Consider the following 19,178-nt stretch of genomic DNA (forward strand, 5'->3'; position numbering starts at 1 on the left):
CGAGTCGCTGTCAACAGCGACTCGGGCGCATTTTATTAAGCGGTCACTCGGGATCGGTCGTGTTGAGGGCCTGTTTGATCGCCTCTTCCACTTCCTCGGTGGCCATTTCGACTGGCGCACCGGCTGCCAGCGCCTCCTGGCGGGTGCGTCGACGCTCGTTGTGATGCGCCAAACCAGTGCCCGCCGGAATCAGGCGACCGACGATGACGTTCTCTTTCAGCCCGTTCAAGGTGTCGCGCACGCCACGGACCGATGCCTCGGTCAGCACGCGAGTCGTCTCCTGGAACGACGCGGCGGAAATGAACGATTCGGTCGCCAGCGAGGCCTTGGTGATACCCAGCAGCAGCGGTTCGAACCTGGCCGTGAGCTTCTCATCGGCCGTAGCCGTCTCGTTCGCTTCGAGCAGGCGCGCACGCTCAACCTGTTCACCACGCAGCAGCTTGGTCTCACCCGGGTCGATGATCTCAACCTTGCGCAACATCTGGCGAATGATCACCTCGATGTGCTTGTCGTTGATACCGACGCCCTGCAAGCGGTAAACGTCCTGGATCTCTTTGACCAGGTACTCCGCAAGATCGGTAACACCTTTCAGGCGAAGGATGTCATGCGGGTTCAGTTCGCCGTCGGCGATAACCTCGCCGCGCTCCACGTGCTCACCCTCGAACACGTTGACGTGACGCCACTTCGGAATCAGCGACTCGACCTGCTCGCCATCAGCCATCGTGATGATCAGACGCTGCTTGCCCTTGGTGTCCTTACCGAACGACACGGTTCCGCTGGCTTCGGCCAGAATCGCCGGCTCTTTCGGCTTGCGCGCTTCGAACAGGTCGGCAACGCGTGGCAGACCACCTGTGATGTCGCGGGTCTTCGACGATTCTTGCGGGATACGCGCCAGAACGTCACCGACGCCGACATCCGCGCCGTCGGTTACACCAACGATTGCACCACCCGGCAGGAAGTAGTTGGCCGGCAGGGTCGTGCCCGCGATATTGACGTCGTTACCCTTGGCGTCGACCAGCTTAACCATCGGACGCAGGTCTTTACCGCCGGCCGGCCGCTGTTTGGGGTCGAGCACGACTACTGAGGACAGGCCAGTGACCTCGTCGGTCTGCTTCTGCACGGTGACGCCTTCGGCGAAGTCGACGAAACGCAGCGTACCGGCCACTTCGGTGATAACCGGGTGGGTGTGCGGATCCCAGTTGGCCACCATTTGGCCACCCTCGACGGTATTTCCATCGTGGACATGCAGCACGGCACCGTAGGGCAGCTTGTAGCGCTCACGCTCGCGTCCGACCTCGTCGGCGACGACGACCTCACCTGAACGCGATACCGCCACCAGACTACCGTTGGCGTGCTCGACCGTCTTAATGTTGTGCAGGCGCACCGTACCGGTGTTCTTGACTTCGATACTGTTGACCGCAGCAGAACGCGATGCAGCACCACCGATGTGGAAGGTACGCATGGTCAGCTGAGTACCCGGCTCACCGATGGACTGCGCCGCGATAACGCCGACAGACTCACCGATGTTGACCTGGTGACCGCGCGCCAGATCGCGTCCATAACACTTGCCGCAGATACCGTGACGGGTTTCGCATGTGATTGGCGAGCGTACGCGCACCTGGTCGACACCAGCCTCTTCGAGCGCATCGACCAACCCCTCATCGAGAAGGGTACCCGCTTCACACACAACCTCGTCGGTACCCGGGCGCAACACATCGACCGCGGCAACGCGGCCGAGGATACGCTCGCGCAGCGGTTCGACGACGTCGCCACCCTCGATGATCGGCTGCATCAGCAGACCGTCGTCGGTGCCACAGTCGGGCACAGTGATGACCATGTCCTGCGCAACATCGACCAGGCGTCGGGTCAGGTAACCCGAGTTGGCGGTCTTGAGTGCGGTGTCGGCCAGGCCTTTACGTGCACCATGGGTCGAGATGAAGTACTGGAGGACGTCCAGACCTTCGCGGAAGTTTGCGGTAATTGGCGTCTCGATGATCGAGCCATCCGGCTTGGCCATCAGGCCACGCATGCCGGCGAGCTGACGAATCTGGGCCGCCGAACCACGCGCACCGGAGTCTGCCATCATGTAGATCGAGTTGAACGAGTCTTGTTGCACCTCGTTGCCTTCACGGTCGGTGACGCGCTCCTTGCCGAGCTGCCCCATCATCGCGCGGGCCACTTGGTCGTTGGTGTGCGACCAGATGTCGACGACCTTGTTGTAGCGCTCGCCGTTCGTAACAAGACCCGAAGAGTATTGGTTCTCGATCTCTTTGACCTCGGCCTCGGCCGTGGCCAGGATATCGACCTTCTCCGGGGGAATGACCATGTCGTTAACGCCGATCGAAACGCCGGCGCGGGCCGCCTGACGGAAGCCCAGGTACATCAATTGGTCAGCAAACACCACGGTGTCTTTCAGACCAAGGCGACGGTAGCAGGCGTTGACCAGGCGCGAGATCGATTTCTTAGTCATCGCCTGGTTGACCAGATCGAACGGCATACCGGTAGGCACGATGTCCCACAACAGTGCACGCCCAACCGTGGTTTCCTTGACGGAAGTGGACGTCTGCATCTCGTCGTCCTGGCCGAGGATGCTTTCTTCGATGCGCACCTTGACCTTGGCATGTAGCGCCGCCGTGCCGGTTTCGTAGGCGCGGCGGGCTTCGGCGATGTTACTGAACGCCATGCCCTCGCCCTTCGCGTTCACACGCTCGCGGGTCATGTAATACAGACCCAAGACCACGTCCTGGGTCGGCACGATAACCGGCTCACCGTTGGCCGGCGACAGCACGTTGTTCGACGACATCATCAGCGTACGCGCTTCGAGCTGCGCCTCGATCGACAGCGGCACGTGAACCGCCATCTGGTCGCCGTCGAAGTCGGCGTTGAACGCGGTACAGACCAGCGGATGCAGCTGGATGGCCTTGCCTTCGATCAGCACCGGCTCGAACGCCTGGATACCCAAGCGGTGCAGGGTCGGCGCACGGTTCAACATGATCGGGTGTTCGCGAATAACCTCTTCGAGGATATCCCACACCTCCGGCGCGCCACGTTCGACCAGCTTTTTGGCTGCCTTGATGGTGGTCGCCAGGCCGCGGAACTGCAGCTTCGAGAAGATGAACGGCTTGAACAGTTCGAGCGCCATCTTCTTCGGGATACCGCACTGGTGCAGTTTGAGGGTCGGACCAACCACGATAACCGAACGACCTGAGTAGTCGACACGCTTACCCAGCAGGTTCTGACGGAAGCGACCCTGCTTACCTTTGATCATGTCGGCCAGCGACTTCAGCGGACGCTTGTTGGTACCGGTGATCGCGCGACCGCGACGACCGTTATCCAGCAGCGCGTCAACCGACTCCTGCAGCATGCGCTTTTCGTTGCGCACGATGATATCCGGAGCGTTCAGATCGAGCAGACGCTTCAGACGGTTGTTACGGTTGATAACGCGGCGATACAGGTCGTTCAAATCAGAGGTCGCGAAACGACCACCATCCAGCGGTACCAGCGGACGCAGTTCCGGTGGCAGCACAGGCAGCACGGTCAGGATCATCCACTCAGGACGGTTGCCGGAATCCTGCAACGATTCGAGCAACTTCAAACGCTTGGCGATCTTCTTGATCTTGGTCTCGGAGTTGGTACCCTCGACCTCTTCACGCATGCGCGCGATCTCTTTCTCGATGTCCATGGTGCGCAGCAGTTCGTAAACTGCCTCGGCGCCCATACGCGCATCGAACTCATCGCCGTTCTCTTCGACTGCTTCGAGATACTGCTCGTCGGTCAGCAGCTGGAAGCGCTCCAGCGGCGTCATACCCGGATCGATGACCACGTAGGATTCGAAATACAGCACGCGCTCGATGTCGCGCAGCGTGATGTCGAGCAACAGGCCGATACGCGACGGCAGCGATTTCAGGTACCAGATGTGCGCAACCGGGCTGGCGAGCTCGATGTGGCCCATGCGCTCACGACGCACCTTGGCCAGCGTAACCTCAACCCCACACTTCTCGCACACGACGCCGCGATGCTTGAGGCGCTTGTACTTGCCGCACAGGCACTCATAGTCGCTGATCGGGCCGAAGATCTTGGCGCAGAACAGGCCTTCGCGCTCTGGCTTGAAGGTACGATAGTTGATCGTCTCCGGCTTTTTGACTTCGCCGTACGACCAGGAGCGGATCATTTCGGGCGATGCCAAGCCGATACGGATGGCATCAAACTCTTCGTTCTGACCCTGCTGTTTCAGAATTTTGAGAAGATCTTTCAAGACGGTGTCTCCCGTTCTGTGTCCCTAAGAGGCGGCCGAGAGGGGAACCCTCAGTCCTGCTCCAGTTCGATGTTGATACCCAGCGAGCGGATTTCTTTGACCAGCACGTTGAAGGATTCGGGCATACCCGGCTCCATGCGGTGGTCGCCGTCGACGATGTTTTTGTACATGCGGGTACGACCGTTCACGTCGTCCGACTTGACCGTCAACATTTCCTGCAAGGTGTAAGCGGCGCCGTAGGCCTCGAGTGCCCAGACCTCCATCTCACCGAAGCGCTGACCGCCGAACTGCGCCTTACCACCCAGCGGCTGCTGGGTAACCAGGCTGTACGGGCCGGTCGAACGCGCGTGCATCTTGTCGTCGACCAGGTGGTTCAGCTTGATCATGTACATGTAGCCGACGGTGACGCGGCGCTCGAATGCCTCGCCGGTACGGCCGTCATACAATTGCGTCTGGCCGTCCGCGTCTTCTTCGGCGAGTTCCAGCATGTGACGGATCTCGTCTTCATGCGCGCCGTCGAACACCGGCGTCGCAATCGGCACGCCACCGCGCAGATTGTCGGCCATCGCAAAGACCTCATCGTCGGTCATGCTTTCGAGGTCTTCCTTCTTACCGCTGGTGTTGTAGACCTTATCGAGGAAGCCACGCAGTTCTTCGCTCTTGACGTGAGCGTCCAACATGCGGCCGATGCGCTCGCCAACGCCCTTGGCCGCAAAGCCGAGGTGGGTCTCGAGAATCTGACCGATGTTCATACGCGACGGTACGCCGAGCGGGTTCAGCACGATGTCGACCGGGCGACCGTTCTCGTCGAACGGCATGTCTTCGACCGGCACGATCATCGAGATAACACCCTTGTTACCGTGACGACCGGCCATCTTGTCACCCGGCTGAATACGACGCTTGACGGCCACGTAGACCTTGACCATCTTCAGCACGCCCGGCGCCAGATCGTCACCGGCGGTCAGCTTGCGCTTCTTCTCTTCGTAGCGTTCGCGGAAGTCTTCACGCAGCTGCGCGACCTGTGCAGCGATCGCCTCGAGCTGGGCAGCGCCCTCTTCGCTCTTGAGACGGATCTCCAACCACTGATCTCGCTCGATCTCCTGCAGATAGGCCTTGGTGATCTTCGAACCGGCTTTGAGCCTGTTCGGGCCACCATCGGCCGTCTTGCCGAGCAGCATCTTTTCAACGCGGTCGAAGGTATCTTCTTCCATGATGCGCAGCTGATCGTTGAGGTCCTTACGGACCATCGACAGCTCGGCTTCTTCAATCTGCAGTGCGCGGGCGTCTTTTTCGACACCGTCGCGGGTGAAGACCTGTACATCGATGACGGTACCGGCCATACCCGACGAGACACGCAGCGAGGTGTCTTTTACGTCAGACGCCTTTTCACCGAAGATTGCACGCAGCAGCTTCTCTTCAGGGGTCAGCTGGGTTTCGCCCTTGGGCGTGACCTTGCCGACCAGGATGTCGCCTTCGCGCACTTCTGCGCCGACATAGACGATACCCGACTCGTCCAGCTTGGCCAGCGCGGCCTCACCAACGTTCGGAATGTCGCCCGTGATCTCTTCGGCGCCCAATTTGGTATCGCGCGCCATGCAGGTCAGTTCTTCGATGTGGATCGTCGTGAAACGATCTTCTTTGACCACCTGCTCCGAGATCAGGATCGAGTCCTCGAAGTTGTAACCGTTCCACGGCATGAACGCGACGCGCAGGTTCTGACCCAGCGCCAGTTCGCCCATGTCGGTCGACGGGCCATCGGCGAGCACATCACCGCGCGCGATCTCGTTGCCGACCATGACCAGCGGGCGCTGGTTGATACAGGTATTCTGGTTTGAACGCGTGTACTTGGTCAGGTTGTAGATGTCGACACCCGCCTCACCGGCGACCGTCTCGTCGTCATTGACGCGAACCACGATACGCGCCGCGTCGACCGATTCGATCACACCACCACGCTTGGCCACCACGGTAACGCCGGAGTCCACCGCGACGGTGCGTTCCATACCGGTACCAACCAGCGGCTTTTCGGCGCGCAGCGTCGGCACGGCCTGGCGCTGCATGTTCGAGCCCATCAAGGCGCGGTTGGCGTCGTCGTGCTCGAGGAACGGAATCAGCGAGGCAGCGACCGATACGATCTGCTTCGGCGACACGTCCATGTATTCGATCTTGTCCGGCGTGGACAAGGTGAATTCATTTTGGTGGCGACACGAGATCAGGTCGTCGACGAGCTTGCCGTTCTCATCCAGGGTCGCGTTGGCCTGGGCGATCACGTAGCGACCTTCTTCGATCGCCGACAGATAATCGATCTGATCGATCACCTTGCCATCTTCGACCTTGCGGTAAGGCGTTTCCAGGAAGCCGTACTTGTTGGTGCGTGCATACACGGCCAGCGAGTTGATCAGACCGATGTTCGGGCCTTCAGGTGTCTCGATCGGGCAGACACGACCATAGTGCGTCGGGTGAACGTCGCGGACCTCGAAGCCCGCACGCTCGCGCGCCAGACCGCCCGGACCAAGTGCCGATACGCGGCGCTTGTGGGTGACTTCCGACAGCGGGTTGTTTTGGTCCATGAACTGCGAAAGCTGCGAGGAACCAAAGAACTCCTTGATCGCCGCCGAAACCGGTTTGGCGTTGATCATCTCTTGCGGCATCAGGCCTTCGGATTCCGCCAGCGTCAGACGCTCTTTAACCGCACGCTCGACGCGCACCAGACCGACACGGAACTGGTTTTCCGCCATCTCACCAACGCAACGCACGCGACGGTTGCCGAGGTGATCGATATCGTCGACCACGCCGTTGCCGTTACGAATGTCGACCAACGTCTTGAGCACATCGACGATGTCCGACGTCTCGCCGAACTGCTTGACAAGTTCGGTGGAAATTTCGTCGTCGCGCGCACCGAAGTATTTCTGGTCATACAGGATGCCGGCGCCTTCGGCTTCATCACGCCCCAGACGACGGTTGAACTTCATGCGACCGACCGCCGACAGATCGTAGCGCTCGTCAGTGAAGAACAGGTTGTGGAACAGGTTCTGCGCGGCTTCCTTGGTCGGCGGTTCGCCAGGACGCATCATGCGATAAATCTCGACCATCGCCTCCAGGGCATTGGTGGTCGGATCGATACGCAAGGTGTCAGAGATGAACGGGCCATGGTCCAGATCGTTGGTAAACAGCGTCTGAATCTCTTTAATGCCCTTTTCAGCCAGCGCAGTGGCAATCTCTTCGGTGATCTCGTCGTTGGCCTTGGCCAGCAACTCGCCGGTATCCGGGTCGACCACATCGTGTGCAATCGTGCGTCCGATCAGGAATTCGGGCGCCACTTCGAGCTTGTCGACGCCCGCTGCCTCGAGCTGCTTGATATGGCGAGCCGTGATGCGCTTGCCCGCCTCGACGATCACTTCCTTGCCGGCCTTGATGTCGAAACTGGCGGTATCACCGCGCAGGCGCGACGGCACCAGAGCAAGCTCGATCTTCTTCTTGCTGACCTGGAAGGTGTCTTTCTCGAAGAACAGGTCGAGGATTTCATTGGTTTCATAACCCAGCGCGCGCAGCAGGATCGTCGCCGGCAACTTGCGGCGCCGGTCGATACGCACGAACACCGAGTCTTTCGGGTCGAATTCGAAATCCAGCCAGGATCCACGGTAGGGAATCACGCGCGCCGAGAACAACAGCTTGCCCGAAGAGTGGGTCTTGCCCTTGTCATGATCGAAGAACACACCCGGTGAACGGTGCAGCTGCGACACGATGACGCGCTCGGTACCGTTGATGATGAAGGTGCCGTTATCCGTCATGAGCGGCAATTCGCCCATGTAGATTTCCTGCTCCTTGATGTCTTTGACCTGCTTGGCGCCGGCCGGTGCGTCTTTGTCGTAGATCACCAATCGAACCAGGACCCGCAGCGGGGCGGCAAACGTCGCACCGCGCAGCTGACATTCGCGCTCATCGAATACCGGCTCGCCGAGGCGATATTGGACGTATTCGAGTGCTGCGTTGCCCGAGTAGCTGACGATCGGGAATACCGACTGGAATGCGGCATGCAGACCCAGGTTCTCACGCGCTTCCGGCGCCGAGTCGGCCTGCAGGAAGCCTTGGTAAGACTCGATCTGGGTTGCCAGCAGAAACGGCACTTCGAGAATGCTCGAGCGCTTGCCAAAGTCTTTGCGGATACGTTTCTTTTCGGTAAACGAATAGGCCATGCGTGCCTTCCCTCGACTATGATCTCAGTGGAGCCGGCTGTGGTGCCGCCAATCGGGCATTCACCGTCGTCTCCGTGGGTCGACCGGCTCTTCTGAAGCGGTCAATTCAAAAGTCCGCGCTTGATGTCGCGCACTTTGCAAAATTCAGAAACGCGCAAACAGGAAAAGGCCGGCAGCTCATCGGCCGCCAGCCTGATCCTATTTGGCGTTGTACACTACCAAGTCGAATTACTTGAGCTCGACGGTAGCGCCAGCCTCTTCCAAGGTCTTCTTGGCCTCTTCGGCCTCTTCCTTCGAAACGCCTTCTTTCAGGGTGCTCGGAGCGCCTTCGACGGCTTCCTTCGCTTCCTTCAGACCCAGGCCGGTGATACCGCGGACAGCCTTGATAACGGCAACTTTGTTGTCGCCGAAGCCAGCCAGAACCACATCGAACTCGGTCTTCTCTTCAGCAGCGGCGCCACCAGCGTCACCACCTGCACCCGGCGCTGCGACTGCAACAGCGGCAGCAGCGGTAACACCGAACTTCTCTTCCATCGCGGAGATCAGTTCGACAACTTCCATTACCGACATGTTGGCAATGGCTTCCAAGATATCTTCTTTAGACATCACAAAACTCCAAAAATTGCTTTAGCACAAAAGGTTAACGAAGCCGCCCTGTCAGGCAGCCTCTTTGGCGTCGCGAACTGCTGCAATCGTGCGCACAAGTTTGCCCGGCACCTCGTTCATGGTCTGAGCCAGCTTCTGAATCGGCGCTTTCATCACCGACATCAGCATGCTGATCGCCTGATCGTAGGTAGGCATCTTCGCCAGGGTTTCGATCTCGCTCGGGGCGAGCATCTGACCACTAATGGAAACAAGCTTGACTACCAGCTTGTCGTTTCCCTTTGCGAAGTCCTTGATTACACGAGCGGCGGCACCCGGGTCTTCCTGCGAGAAGGCCAGGACCAGCGGACCGGTCAGACCATCTGTCATGCATTCGAACTCGGTGTCCTTGACCGCGCGACGAGCGAGCGTGTTCTTCACTACGCGAAGATATACACCGCTGTTACGCGCCTGAGCGCGCAACGCAGTCATGTCTTCGACGGTGATGCCACGGTACTCGGCCGCCACGGCAGAAAGGGCCGTGCTTGCCACTTCAGCAACTTCGGCGACGATGGCTTGCTTTTGCTCAAAATTGAGTGCCAAAGTCGTCACCTCCCGACAACGTGGGACATCAGTCCCGGTTTACACCTGGGGTCGAAACAACCCCTTCCCATTTCGGTGCCCGTTACCAGGAGAGTCCTGATTCCGGAGCGCCATCTGCGCAGGCATTTGATTAAGCCGGATACAACACGGCACCTGCGGTCTTTGACGACAGCCGGTTACGCTTGCGCATAACCGGTGCCCCCAATTCAATGCGATGACGAGCCAATAGACCCGCACCGCGAAATCAACATCAGAGCAGCGTCAGACTGCTTTGGTCCAGCGCGATGCCCGGCCCCATCGTCGACGAGACCGTGATGCGCTGCATGTACACACCCTTGGCCGTGCTCGGCTTGAGCTTCTTCAGGTCATTGAGCAGCGCTTCGAGGTTCTGACGCAACGCGGCAGGGTCGAAGTCCACTTTGCCGATCGACGCGTGCACGATACCGGCCTTGTCGGTACGGAAGCGGGCCTGGCCCGACTTGGCGTTTTTGACCGCCTGCGCAACATCCGGCGTTACCGTGCCGACCTTCGGGTTGGGCATCAAGCCACGCGGACCAAGGATCTGGCCCAGTTGACCAACAACGCGCATCGCGTCAGGCGCAGCGATCACCACGTCGAAATCCAGATTGCCGCCCTTCACTTCGTCGGCCAGATCTTCCATGCCGACCTTGTCCGCACCAGCTTCGGCAGCCGCTTCGGCCGCAGGCCCCTGGGCAAAAACCGCTACGCGCACGGTCTTACCGGTGCCGTTCGGCAGCACGGTCGAACCGCGAACAACCTGATCGGATTTACGCGGGTCGACGCCGAGATTGACGGCAACATCTACCGACTCGCTGAACTTGACCGACGAGACTTCTTTCAACAACGCGAAGGCGTCTTCAACGGCATACAGCTTGGCCGGGTCGACCTTCTCGCGAATGGCCTTTTGGCGCTTTGACAACTTAGCCATTACTCAACCCCCTCGACATTCAGGCCCATGCTGCGTGCGGAACCGGCGATCGTGCGCACAGCCGCATCCAGATCGGCTGCCGTCAGGTCGGGTTCTTTGGTCTTGGCGATTTCTTCGAGCTGCGCGCGGCTCACGGTACCGACTTTCTCGGTATTCGGACGCCCGCTACCACTTTGAATACCTGCTGCCTTCTTAAGCAGGATCGCCGCAGGCGGCGTCTTCATGATGAACGTGAACGAACGATCATTGTAGACCGTGATCACGACCGGGACAGGCAGGCCTTTTTCGGTGTTCTGGGTCTGCGCGTTGAACGCTTTGCAGAACTCCATGATGTTGACACCGTGCTGACCCAATGCCGGACCGACAGGCGGACTCGGGTTGGCCTCTTGGGCCTTTACCTGCAGCTTGATATAAGCCTGGATTTTCTTTGCCACATTTACCTCGCTTCGGGTGCAAACGCCGAGGACTGATTACCTGGGCTCCCCGAGTTGTGTTGTGCTCACAGAGACAAGCCCTGTTCGCAAGAATTCGTATCGCCCCAGCCTGTGCCGGGAATCCGTCCATGGCGCGATTGTGAAGGCCTTTCCACCTCCGACCCAGGCCTCCTGCCCAGGCGTTGTCCACCCTGCGTCACGCCGCCGGCATGACGATCGCGGTCAACCCTTTTCGACTTGGCCAAACTCCAGGTCGACCGGCGTCGAACGCCCGAATATCAGGACCGAGACCTTCAGGCGGCTCTTTTCGTAATCGACTTCTTCAACGACGCCATTGAAGTCGTTGAACGGACCATCGATGACGCGTACCACCTCGCCCGGCTCGAACAATACTTTCGGCTTGGGCTTGTCGACACCCTCCTGCATGCGCTGCAGGATAGCGTCCGCTTCCTTGTCGGTGATCGGCGCCGGGCGGTCGCCGGTACCTCCGATGAACCCCATAACCTTGGGCACATCCTTCACCAGGTGCCAGGTGTCGTCGGTCATCTCCATTTGAACCAGAACGTAACCAGGGAAGAACTTGCGCTCACTGCGACGCTGGGAACCGGCACGCATCTCGACGACCTCTTCGGTCGGCACCAGGATCTCGCCAAACAAGTCCTGCATGCCGGCACGCTCGATACGCTCCTGCAAAGAACGCTTTACGTGCCCCTCGAAACCGGAATAGGCATGTACCACATACCAGCGTTTCGCCATATCAGTCCCCCTGACCGGTCAAATAACGCACGATGGCAAACAACAGCGCATCCACCGCCCACAGGAACAGCGCCGTAACAAGCACAGCAATCGTGATGATCAGCAACGTCTGCAACGTTTCCTGGCGACTCGGCCAGACAACCTTGCGCACCTCCGAACGGGAATCTACGGCGAACTGCCAGATGCTGCGACCAACCGCCGTCTGCAACGCGACACCGATTGCCACACCGACCACGGCCAGCAGGCCGATCAGGCGAATCCACAGAGCCTGGTCAGCCAAGGCATAAAAGCCGTAGACACCTGCGACGAGCAGGACCACTACTACCAACAGCTTGATGGTATCGAAACCCGATCCTGCGTCTTCCGTTTTAGCGTTCATTACCAGCCGAAAATGGCAGGCCAAGAGGGACTCGAACCCCCAACCTGCGGTTTTGGAGACCGCTGCTCTACCAATTGAGCTATTGGCCTAATAACTTTACCCAACACCTTGTTCAGTTACGCTCGGGAACTGATTCCCAGGCAGCCGAAAAGCCGTTGGCTTTAAAACACAAACGAGCCGCCCCATTCAGGGACGGCCCGTCGATCCCGTTAGGGCGTCGTGATTACTCGATAATCTTGGCAACGACACCGGCGCCGACCGTACGGCCGCCTTCGCGGATTGCAAATCGCAGACCTTCGTCCATCGCGATCGGCGCAATCAGCTTCACCGTCATCTTTACGTTGTCGCCCGGCATCACCATCTCGACGCCCTCAGGCAGTTCGCACGCACCCGTCACGTCCGTCGTACGGAAGTAGAACTGCGGACGATAGCCATTGAAGAACGGCGTATGACGACCACCTTCGTCCTTGCTCAGGACATACACTTCGGCTTCGAAGTGGGTGTGCGGGGTGATCGAGCCCGGCTTCGCCAGAACCTGACCACGCTCGACGTCGTCACGCTTGGTGCCACGCAGCAGAACGCCGACGTTGTCACCAGCCTCTCCGCGGTCGAGCAGCTTGCGGAACATCTCAACACCCGTACACGTGGTCTTGGTGGTGTCCTTGATACCGACGATCTCAACTTCGTCACCGACATTGATCACGCCACGCTCGATACGACCGGTGACCACGGTGCCGCGACCGGAGATCGAGAACACGTCTTCGATCGGCATGATGAATGCGCCATCAACCGCACGCTCCGGCGTCGGGATGTAGGTGTCCAGCGCCTCGACCAGCTTGTCGATCGACGGGGTGCCGATGTCCGAGCTGTCGCCTTCGAGCGCCTTGAGCGCCGAACCGACGATGATCGGGGTGTCATCTCCCGGGAATTCGTACGAATCCAGCAGCTCGCGAATCTCCATTTCGACCAGCTCGAGCAGCTCTTCGTCGTCGACCATGTCGGCCTTGTTCATGTACACAATGATGTACGGCACGCCAACCTGACGCGACAGCAGGATGTGCTCGCGAGTCTGCGGCATCGGGCCGTCTGCTGCCGAAACCACCAGGATCGCGCCATCCATCTGCGCCGCACCGGTGATCATGTTCTTGACGTAGTCCGCGTGTCCCGGGCAGTCAACGTGCGCGTAGTGGCGCGACTCCGACTCGTACTCAACGTGCGCGGTCGCGATCGTGATGCCACGCTCACGCTCTTCCGGCGCATTGTCGATCTGGTCGTAAGCCTTCGTCTCACCACCAAACTTCGAGGCCTGGTGCGTCGTAATCGCCGCCGTCAGCGTCGTCTTACCGTGGTCAACGTGACCAATCGTGCCCACGTTAACGTGCGGTTTTGTACGTTCAAATTTTTCCTTGGACATTTTCGCTCAATCTCTCAGAAGAACATGAATCAACTTTGTCACAAAACCGCCGCCAACCGACGCCGGCAATCTCTGGAGCCCAGGAGCAGATTTGAACTGCCGACCTCACCCTTACCAAGGGTGTGCTCTACCAACTGAGCTACCTGGGCAAATTTTGTACAGCGCAGCCAGGCGCGCTGCTTAAACTGGAGCGGGTGATGGGAATCGAACCCACATAATCAGCTTGGAAGGCTGAGGTTCTACCATTGAACTACACCCGCATCGAACCTTGACGACGCACAAGCCACCCAAATCTTGTCCACCAGACCGCTCCACGGCCTCTTGATCGACTTTCGAAAGGCGCGCAAAAACTGCGCGACACGCTTTCTGTCCCTCTCGGGTACAATCACCGATCGATCGCCCTTCCGCATCCAGTCGACCCGGGCGTATTCTTTTTGGTGGAGGGGGGAGGATTCGAACCTCCGAAGGCTGAGCCGTCAGATTTACAGTCTGATCCCTTTGACCGCTCGGGAACCCCTCCGAAAAAGAGGCGGTATTCTGTGGTAAGCGACTGAAGCTGTCAACAAATACTGAAAAGAATTCCGTTTTGGCCGACACAAAAACACCATCGGCGTTGTGGTAGCATCCCCGTTTTTCCCGCCGGGGTGGATGCACGCTATGCCTCGCGGCGAGCAACCGTTTGAAAATTCACTAAAAATCTCTACTTAGGACCACCATTTCGATATGAAAGTAACAGTATTTGGAAGCGGCTACGTTGGTCTCGTGACCGGGGCCTGCCTTGCGGAAGTCGGCAACAAGGTCATGTGCGTGGACGTTGACCCCGCCAAGATCGATCTTCTCAACAGCGGCGGCGTTCCCATTTACGAACCCGGCCTGACAGAAATGGTGGCGCGCAACCGCGAAGCCGGACGCCTGTTATTCACGACCGATGCGAAGACCGGGGTCGACTTCGGCCAGATCCAGTTCATCGCCGTCGGCACCCCGCCCGACGAGGACGGCTCGGCCGATCTGCAGTACGTGCTGGCCGTTGCCCAATCGATTGCCGAGCACATGACCGATTTCAAGGTTGTCGTCGACAAATCCACCGTACCCGTGGGCACCGGCGACAAGGTTGCGAACCGCATGCGCGAGACGCTGGCCAAGCGGGGCGCCGACATCGATTTCGACGTGGTCTCGAATCCCGAGTTTCTCAAGGAAGGCGCGGCGATCGGCGATTTCATGAAACCCGACCGCATCGTGGTCGGCACGGAAAACCCGAAATCGATCGACGTCATGCGCGAGTTGTATGCCCCGTTCAACCGCAACCACGAGCGCCTGCTGTTCATGGACATCCGCTCGGCGGAGCTTACCAAGTACGCTGCCAACGCCATGCTGGCGACCAAGATCAGCTTCATGAACGAGCTGTCGAACCTCGCCGAGATCCTCGATGCCGATATCGAAAAAGTCCGCATCGGCATCGGCTCCGATCCGCGCATCGGCTTCCAGTTCATCTACCCGGGCTGCGGCTACGGTGGCTCGTGTTTCCCGAAAGACGTCCAGGCGCTGGAAAAGACGGCACTCGAAGTCGGCTATCAGCCGGACCTGCTGCATGCCGTCGAGGCAGTAAACCACCGCCAGAAAGAACTGGTTTTCAACAAGATCAGCGCCTACTTCGACGGCAACCTCAAGGGCAAAACCATTGCGCTCTGGGGACTGGCCTTCAAACCCAATACCGACGACATGCGCGCCGCCTCAAGCCGCACGCTGATGGAAGCGTTGTGGGATGCGGGCGCCAAGGTGAAGGCGTTCGACCCGGTTGCCCACGAAGAAGCAACACGCATCTACGGTGAGCGCGACGATCTGGAGATCTGCGCGTCGAGTGATGACGCCCTGGAAGGCGCAGACGCCCTTGCCGTCGTCACCGAGTGGATCGAATTCCGCAGCCCAGACTTCAACGACATCCGCGAGAAGCTCAACCATCCGGTGATATTCGACGGCCGCAACATCTACGATCCGAAAGCCGTCACGAATGCAGGCCTGACGCTGTACAGCATCGGCCGCCGCCCGATCAAACCCTGATAATCCTGCCGGGCGCTCCTGGTCATGGAGCGCCCTATATTTCTCTTTATCTCCCTATCAGTTCTATCGATCAATAATCACCATAAAAACACTGGTGGCCCGCCAAAACGCGGAGTAAGATCGGGTCTAATAACAAAATCAAAATAAAAACAACGTCCCGGCTTGCGTTGTAGATTTCGCTCTACCACCTCGCGGACGAAATAACCCTAAAGAAGACCGTCGGCAATTGAGAACTCGTAACTCGAGTGCGTTTGCTTGCGCGTTGAAAACCATATCAAAGAAGAGAGGAGCAACCATGCGTAACCCGTTTCGGGCTCGTGCCGCTGCCCTGGCAATCGCCAGCACACTATCTTTCTCCGCCATCGCTGGCGTAGCCAAGGATCTTCCTTACCCCAGCGGCGATTTGACCGCTGACCAGATCATCGATCAGGTGTACTTCGTCAACCATTTTTACGCCTTCAAGAATTACGCTATCACCAAGCAAGGAAAAGACATCACTGTTCTGGTCATTAAAGGTGAAGGTAAAAAACCGACCACCAATACGCTTGAGCGTTATTTGAACAACGAGTATCCGGCTGACGACGCCACCAAGGCAGAAGACCTCGCGATCTTCCGCTCCGGCAAGCTGAAAGGCACCGGCATGTTGATCACCGACTATCAGGACGACGCCAAGAGTCAGTCATACATGATCTGGCTGCCGGCGCTACGCAAGATACGTCGCTTCGCACAACCCGCTCACGATGATGCATGGGGCGGCTCTGACTTTACGTTCGGCGACGTAACGCTACGCAAGCCAATGCACGAAACCCACGAGTTGATGGGCAAAGAAACGTTCAACGACTGCCTCGGCTACATCGCCATCAACGACGACGAACAAACCCGCTATACCAAAGACCTGCCGAAATCCGGTTCTTGCGACCAGAAAGGCAAAGAAGTCTACAAAGTTAAATCGACCACCAAGTTCGAAAGCTGGTGGTACGACTACCGCATCTCCTATATCGACGCCAAATCCTTCGCCGATTACCGCAGCGAATACTTCAAAAACGGCGAGATGGTTAAGGTCATCGATCGCAACTGGGTACCGCTCGGCAAGAGCGACGACCCTCGAGCTGTAGGCTGGGGTTACTGGTACGGCAAAACGCTTGCTACCGGCAACCAAACATGGGCCGTTATTCCCAGCAATGTCAACGCCGTGGACCAGAGTTATGACTCCGACTGGTGGTCCGAATCAACCCTGCGCAAGATCAAGCGCTAAACCGTCTTAAACAAAATAACGATACGTTGCCGGGATAAAACCCGGCACCACCAAAGGCGCGCTTTGCGCGAAGGGAGTATTCACATGTTTGCCAAATCACCATTGGGCGTAGCTATAGCCGCCCTGATAGCTGCACCCATGAGCGCCCACGCAGAGATCGAAATCTCGGCCGAACTAAAAAACGAAACCGCATTCTTCACGAACTCTGGTCAAGTCAACAACGGCACACGAAGCATGCTCGACGATCGCGAGCATGACGCTGGAGACCTCATGAAGTTCGAGAATTCTGCTCGCATCTTCTTCAACGGCGATCTCGGAGAAGAGAGCTCCTGGCACATGGAACTGCGCCCGGTATATGACACCGAAGCAGCTGATGACTATAAAGGTCACATGCTGTACTCGCAAAACGACTACCTGCGAGAACTCTATGTCGATACTAAAGCATCGGATTGGTATTTCCGCGTTGGTAAACAACAGGTCGTCTGGGGTACTGCCGACGGCATCAAGCTACTCGACATCATCAACCCGACGGACTTTCGTGAACTGAACCAGAATGCGGTCGAGGATGCACGCATCCCAGTCTGGATGATCAACGCCGAGCGAAATTTCGACAATGGCGGCAACCTGCAGTTAATCGTTTCTCAACACGAGGAAAACAAGTTTCCTGGCCTGAACTCCGATGGAGATCCAGGACAGCCGTTTATTGCAAAAGGCGTCGATGCCATCACCGGCCAAGTCAATGGCTTCCTCAATGTCGCACCGGCGCTGGCAAACGTGGCAACCACATTTACCCTTGCCGAAGACCTAGGCGGGTTCGGTGGCGCATCCGGCATAGGCTTGGTTCCGTTCACGAACATGACCGTCGACTTTTTCGCGAATTCAACCTGGGATACGAGCGGCGGTTTCCTCGCACTGGATACTCCCGGTGGCGCACTACCTGTAACCTCGGACTCAGTAGTACCCACCATCGGTGGTGTTGAGAATGGCTTCGTGCTACTCAACGCATTGGCGCAGAACGGGGTATCAACCATCGGTGCACCTCTCGGCACAGACCTCCAAAACAACAACGTTACCAACGTAATGCCTGTCGAAGGCACAGACGGTGTACCCATCACCGTTTCTTGGCTTTCTACCGATGGTGCAACGTCAGCGTTTGAAATGATGCCGAACGCTACGTTCTCCACATTCAACACGTTCAGCGGAAATGACACATTTGGTTTGTCGCTTGCTGCTACCCATGGTCCGATGACCACCAGTTATGAACGCGACTACCCCAGCAGCTCCAACCCGAACGCCGGGTTCCGCTGGCGCAACGCTACCGATGCCGGTCTAAACTACTCGCTCAACTATTTCTATCACTACGACTCCAATCCTGTTGTCGACCTTAGTTATCACGATGCCGTGACCGGCGAAGAGCTTCGGACCGAGCTTCGCGCCCCCGGTGGTGGCGGACTGCCGACAGGTGCGGTCGTATCTCGCGACAGCGATGTCCTTAGCACCCCCGGCTCCGGCAACACCACGGTGTTGTTGCGCAACGGCGCTGGCGACTACTACGGTGCAGCCGATCCGACCGGGGGCGCGGGAACGCTGAGCCCGAACGGTGTCGAACTGCGCTTCACCGAGTCGCTGAACCGTATTCACAGCTTGGGCGCGTCGTTCGACTATGCCTTTGATGCGGCCGATCTACCGATTGTATTGCGCGGCGAATTCCTCTACGACAAAGACACCATGCAGCCTGTCGTCGACAAACGGCTGCTGGCGATCGGTGACCTTGAAGGGGCGCTGAGACCGGAAGAGGCCGATTTCTTCAAGTATGTGCTCGGCGTGGACGTGACCGTGATGACCAACCTGCTTGTCAGCGGCCAGTTCATCCAGTTCCGCAACCTGGATTTCGAAGACGACAAGCGTACTTGTTACACGCAGCTGGGAGTGGCGTTCGACTGTTCGCGCTACACAGCGGATTCCGCAACACTGAACCTGACCAACGGTTTGCAGAAAGCGTGGAAGAACAAAGAGTTTTACTCTCTGTTCCTTTCCAAACCGGTCGGCGAATCACAGCTTGGTCGCGTCAACAACATCATCATCTACGAAGAAGGTGGTGGTTACTGGAACAGACTGGATGCCGAGTATTCACTAACCGACGAACTCGTAGTGATGGGAGAGATAAATGTCTACTGGGGCGACGAAGACACTTTGTTCGGACAGTACAAGGATTCCTCCAACATCCAAGTCGGCCTGAAGTACATCATCGAATGATCGACTGAAGGCACTTGAAAAAGCGGCGATCGATTAGTCGACGC

Annotated in this window: 12 protein-coding genes and 4 tRNA genes; 3 read left to right on the top strand and 13 right to left on the bottom strand. The window is 58.2% G+C overall.

The annotated features are described in order from the left end of the window. Nucleotides 1–43 precede the first annotated feature (43 nt). The 13 genes from rpoC to B1781_RS20575 all read right to left on the bottom strand — a co-directional run bounded on the left by rpoC (nucleotide 44) and on the right by B1781_RS20575 (nucleotide 14,085). Nucleotides 44–4,255, bottom strand: a complete 4,212-nt coding sequence (gene rpoC / locus B1781_RS20515) for a DNA-directed RNA polymerase subunit beta' (protein ID WP_078121438.1) — start codon at nucleotides 4,253–4,255, stop codon at nucleotides 44–46. A gap of 50 nt (nucleotides 4,256–4,305) precedes the next feature. Then, the gene (gene rpoB, locus B1781_RS20520; RefSeq protein ID WP_078121439.1) at nucleotides 4,306–8,448 is read right to left on the bottom strand and encodes a DNA-directed RNA polymerase subunit beta; all 4,143 of its coding nucleotides are present in this window, start codon (nucleotides 8,446–8,448) and stop codon (nucleotides 4,306–4,308) included. 228 nt (nucleotides 8,449–8,676) lie between these two features. Beyond that, the gene (gene rplL, locus B1781_RS20525) at nucleotides 8,677–9,054 is read right to left on the bottom strand and encodes a 50S ribosomal protein L7/L12 (protein ID WP_078121440.1); all 378 of its coding nucleotides are present in this window, start codon (nucleotides 9,052–9,054) and stop codon (nucleotides 8,677–8,679) included. Between the two features lie 51 nt (nucleotides 9,055–9,105). Continuing rightward, a complete protein-coding gene (gene rplJ / locus B1781_RS20530) occupies nucleotides 9,106–9,633 on the bottom strand; it encodes a 50S ribosomal protein L10 (protein ID WP_078121441.1) in 528 nt (175 codons plus the stop codon). A gap of 250 nt (nucleotides 9,634–9,883) precedes the next feature. Next, nucleotides 9,884–10,582 carry a 50S ribosomal protein L1 gene (gene rplA, locus B1781_RS20535; protein ID WP_078121442.1) on the bottom strand — a complete coding sequence of 233 codons (699 nt, stop codon included), beginning with the start codon at nucleotides 10,580–10,582 and terminating at the stop codon, nucleotides 9,884–9,886. Further along, entirely contained in the window at nucleotides 10,582–11,016 is a 435-nt protein-coding gene (rplK, locus tag B1781_RS20540; RefSeq protein WP_078121443.1) for a 50S ribosomal protein L11, read from the bottom strand. Before rplK ends, rplA begins: the two co-directional genes overlap by 1 nt. A gap of 222 nt (nucleotides 11,017–11,238) precedes the next feature. Continuing rightward, nucleotides 11,239–11,772 carry a transcription termination/antitermination protein NusG gene (gene nusG, locus B1781_RS20545; RefSeq protein WP_078121444.1) on the bottom strand — a complete coding sequence of 178 codons (534 nt, stop codon included), beginning with the start codon at nucleotides 11,770–11,772 and terminating at the stop codon, nucleotides 11,239–11,241. Nucleotide 11,773: 1 nt separating this feature from the next. Continuing rightward, the gene (gene secE / locus B1781_RS20550) at nucleotides 11,774–12,151 is read right to left on the bottom strand and encodes a preprotein translocase subunit SecE (protein ID WP_078121445.1); all 378 of its coding nucleotides are present in this window, start codon (nucleotides 12,149–12,151) and stop codon (nucleotides 11,774–11,776) included. A gap of 13 nt (nucleotides 12,152–12,164) precedes the next feature. Beyond that, nucleotides 12,165–12,240: transfer RNA gene (locus tag B1781_RS20555), tRNA-Trp, on the bottom strand. 134 nt (nucleotides 12,241–12,374) lie between these two features. Next, on the bottom strand, nucleotides 12,375–13,565 hold the full coding sequence (gene tuf, locus B1781_RS20560) for an elongation factor Tu (protein ID WP_078121434.1): 1,191 nt from the start codon (nucleotides 13,563–13,565) through the stop codon (nucleotides 12,375–12,377). A 73-nt stretch (nucleotides 13,566–13,638) separates the two neighbouring features. Continuing rightward, nucleotides 13,639–13,714 (bottom strand) — tRNA-Thr (locus B1781_RS20565). 37 nt (nucleotides 13,715–13,751) lie between these two features. Beyond that, nucleotides 13,752–13,825, bottom strand: a tRNA-Gly gene (locus tag B1781_RS20570). A 175-nt stretch (nucleotides 13,826–14,000) separates the two neighbouring features. Beyond that, nucleotides 14,001–14,085 (bottom strand) — tRNA-Tyr (locus B1781_RS20575). Nucleotides 14,086–14,288: 203 nt separating this feature from the next. On the opposite strand from B1781_RS20575, the gene B1781_RS20580 reads away from it, so the two are divergent. The 3 genes from B1781_RS20580 to B1781_RS20590 all read left to right on the top strand — a co-directional run bounded on the left by B1781_RS20580 (nucleotide 14,289) and on the right by B1781_RS20590 (nucleotide 19,134). Further along, complete coding sequence (locus tag B1781_RS20580; RefSeq protein ID WP_078121446.1) at nucleotides 14,289–15,623, top strand: UDP-glucose dehydrogenase family protein; 1,335 nt, start codon at nucleotides 14,289–14,291, stop codon at nucleotides 15,621–15,623. A 262-nt stretch (nucleotides 15,624–15,885) separates the two neighbouring features. After that, nucleotides 15,886–16,878 (top strand): outer membrane lipoprotein-sorting protein, encoded by a 993-nt coding sequence (locus tag B1781_RS20585; protein ID WP_334223806.1) that lies wholly within the window; start codon nucleotides 15,886–15,888, stop codon nucleotides 16,876–16,878. An 84-nt stretch (nucleotides 16,879–16,962) separates the two neighbouring features. Continuing rightward, nucleotides 16,963–19,134: a DUF1302 domain-containing protein gene (locus B1781_RS20590; RefSeq protein ID WP_078121448.1), complete on the top strand. Its 2,172-nt coding sequence runs from the start codon at nucleotides 16,963–16,965 to the stop codon at nucleotides 19,132–19,134. Nucleotides 19,135–19,178: the final 44 nt, after the last annotated feature.

The organism is Thiosocius teredinicola (assembly GCF_002009425.1).
GTDB classification, from domain to species: Bacteria; Pseudomonadota; Gammaproteobacteria; order Chromatiales; family Chromatiaceae; genus Thiosocius; species Thiosocius teredinicola.

What these genes read in the sequence shown, in the direction of transcription:
- rpoB (WP_078121439.1), bottom strand. Translation starts at nt 8,448, where the DNA reads ATGGCCTATTCGTTTACCGAAAAGAAACGTATCCGCAAAGACTTTGGC.
- rplL (WP_078121440.1), bottom strand. Translation starts at nt 9,054, where the DNA reads ATGTCTAAAGAAGATATCTTGGAAGCCATTGCCAACATGTCGGTAATG.
- rplA (WP_078121442.1), bottom strand. Translation starts at nt 10,582, where the DNA reads ATGGCTAAGTTGTCAAAGCGCCAAAAGGCCATTCGCGAGAAGGTCGAC.
- nusG (WP_078121444.1), bottom strand. Translation starts at nt 11,772, where the DNA reads ATGGCGAAACGCTGGTATGTGGTACATGCCTATTCCGGTTTCGAGGGG.
- secE (WP_078121445.1), bottom strand. Translation starts at nt 12,151, where the DNA reads ATGAACGCTAAAACGGAAGACGCAGGATCGGGTTTCGATACCATCAAG.
- tuf (WP_078121434.1), bottom strand. Translation starts at nt 13,565, where the DNA reads ATGTCCAAGGAAAAATTTGAACGTACAAAACCGCACGTTAACGTGGGC.
- B1781_RS20580 (WP_078121446.1), top strand. Translation starts at nt 14,289, where the DNA reads ATGAAAGTAACAGTATTTGGAAGCGGCTACGTTGGTCTCGTGACCGGG.
- B1781_RS20590 (WP_078121448.1), top strand. Translation starts at nt 16,963, where the DNA reads ATGTTTGCCAAATCACCATTGGGCGTAGCTATAGCCGCCCTGATAGCT.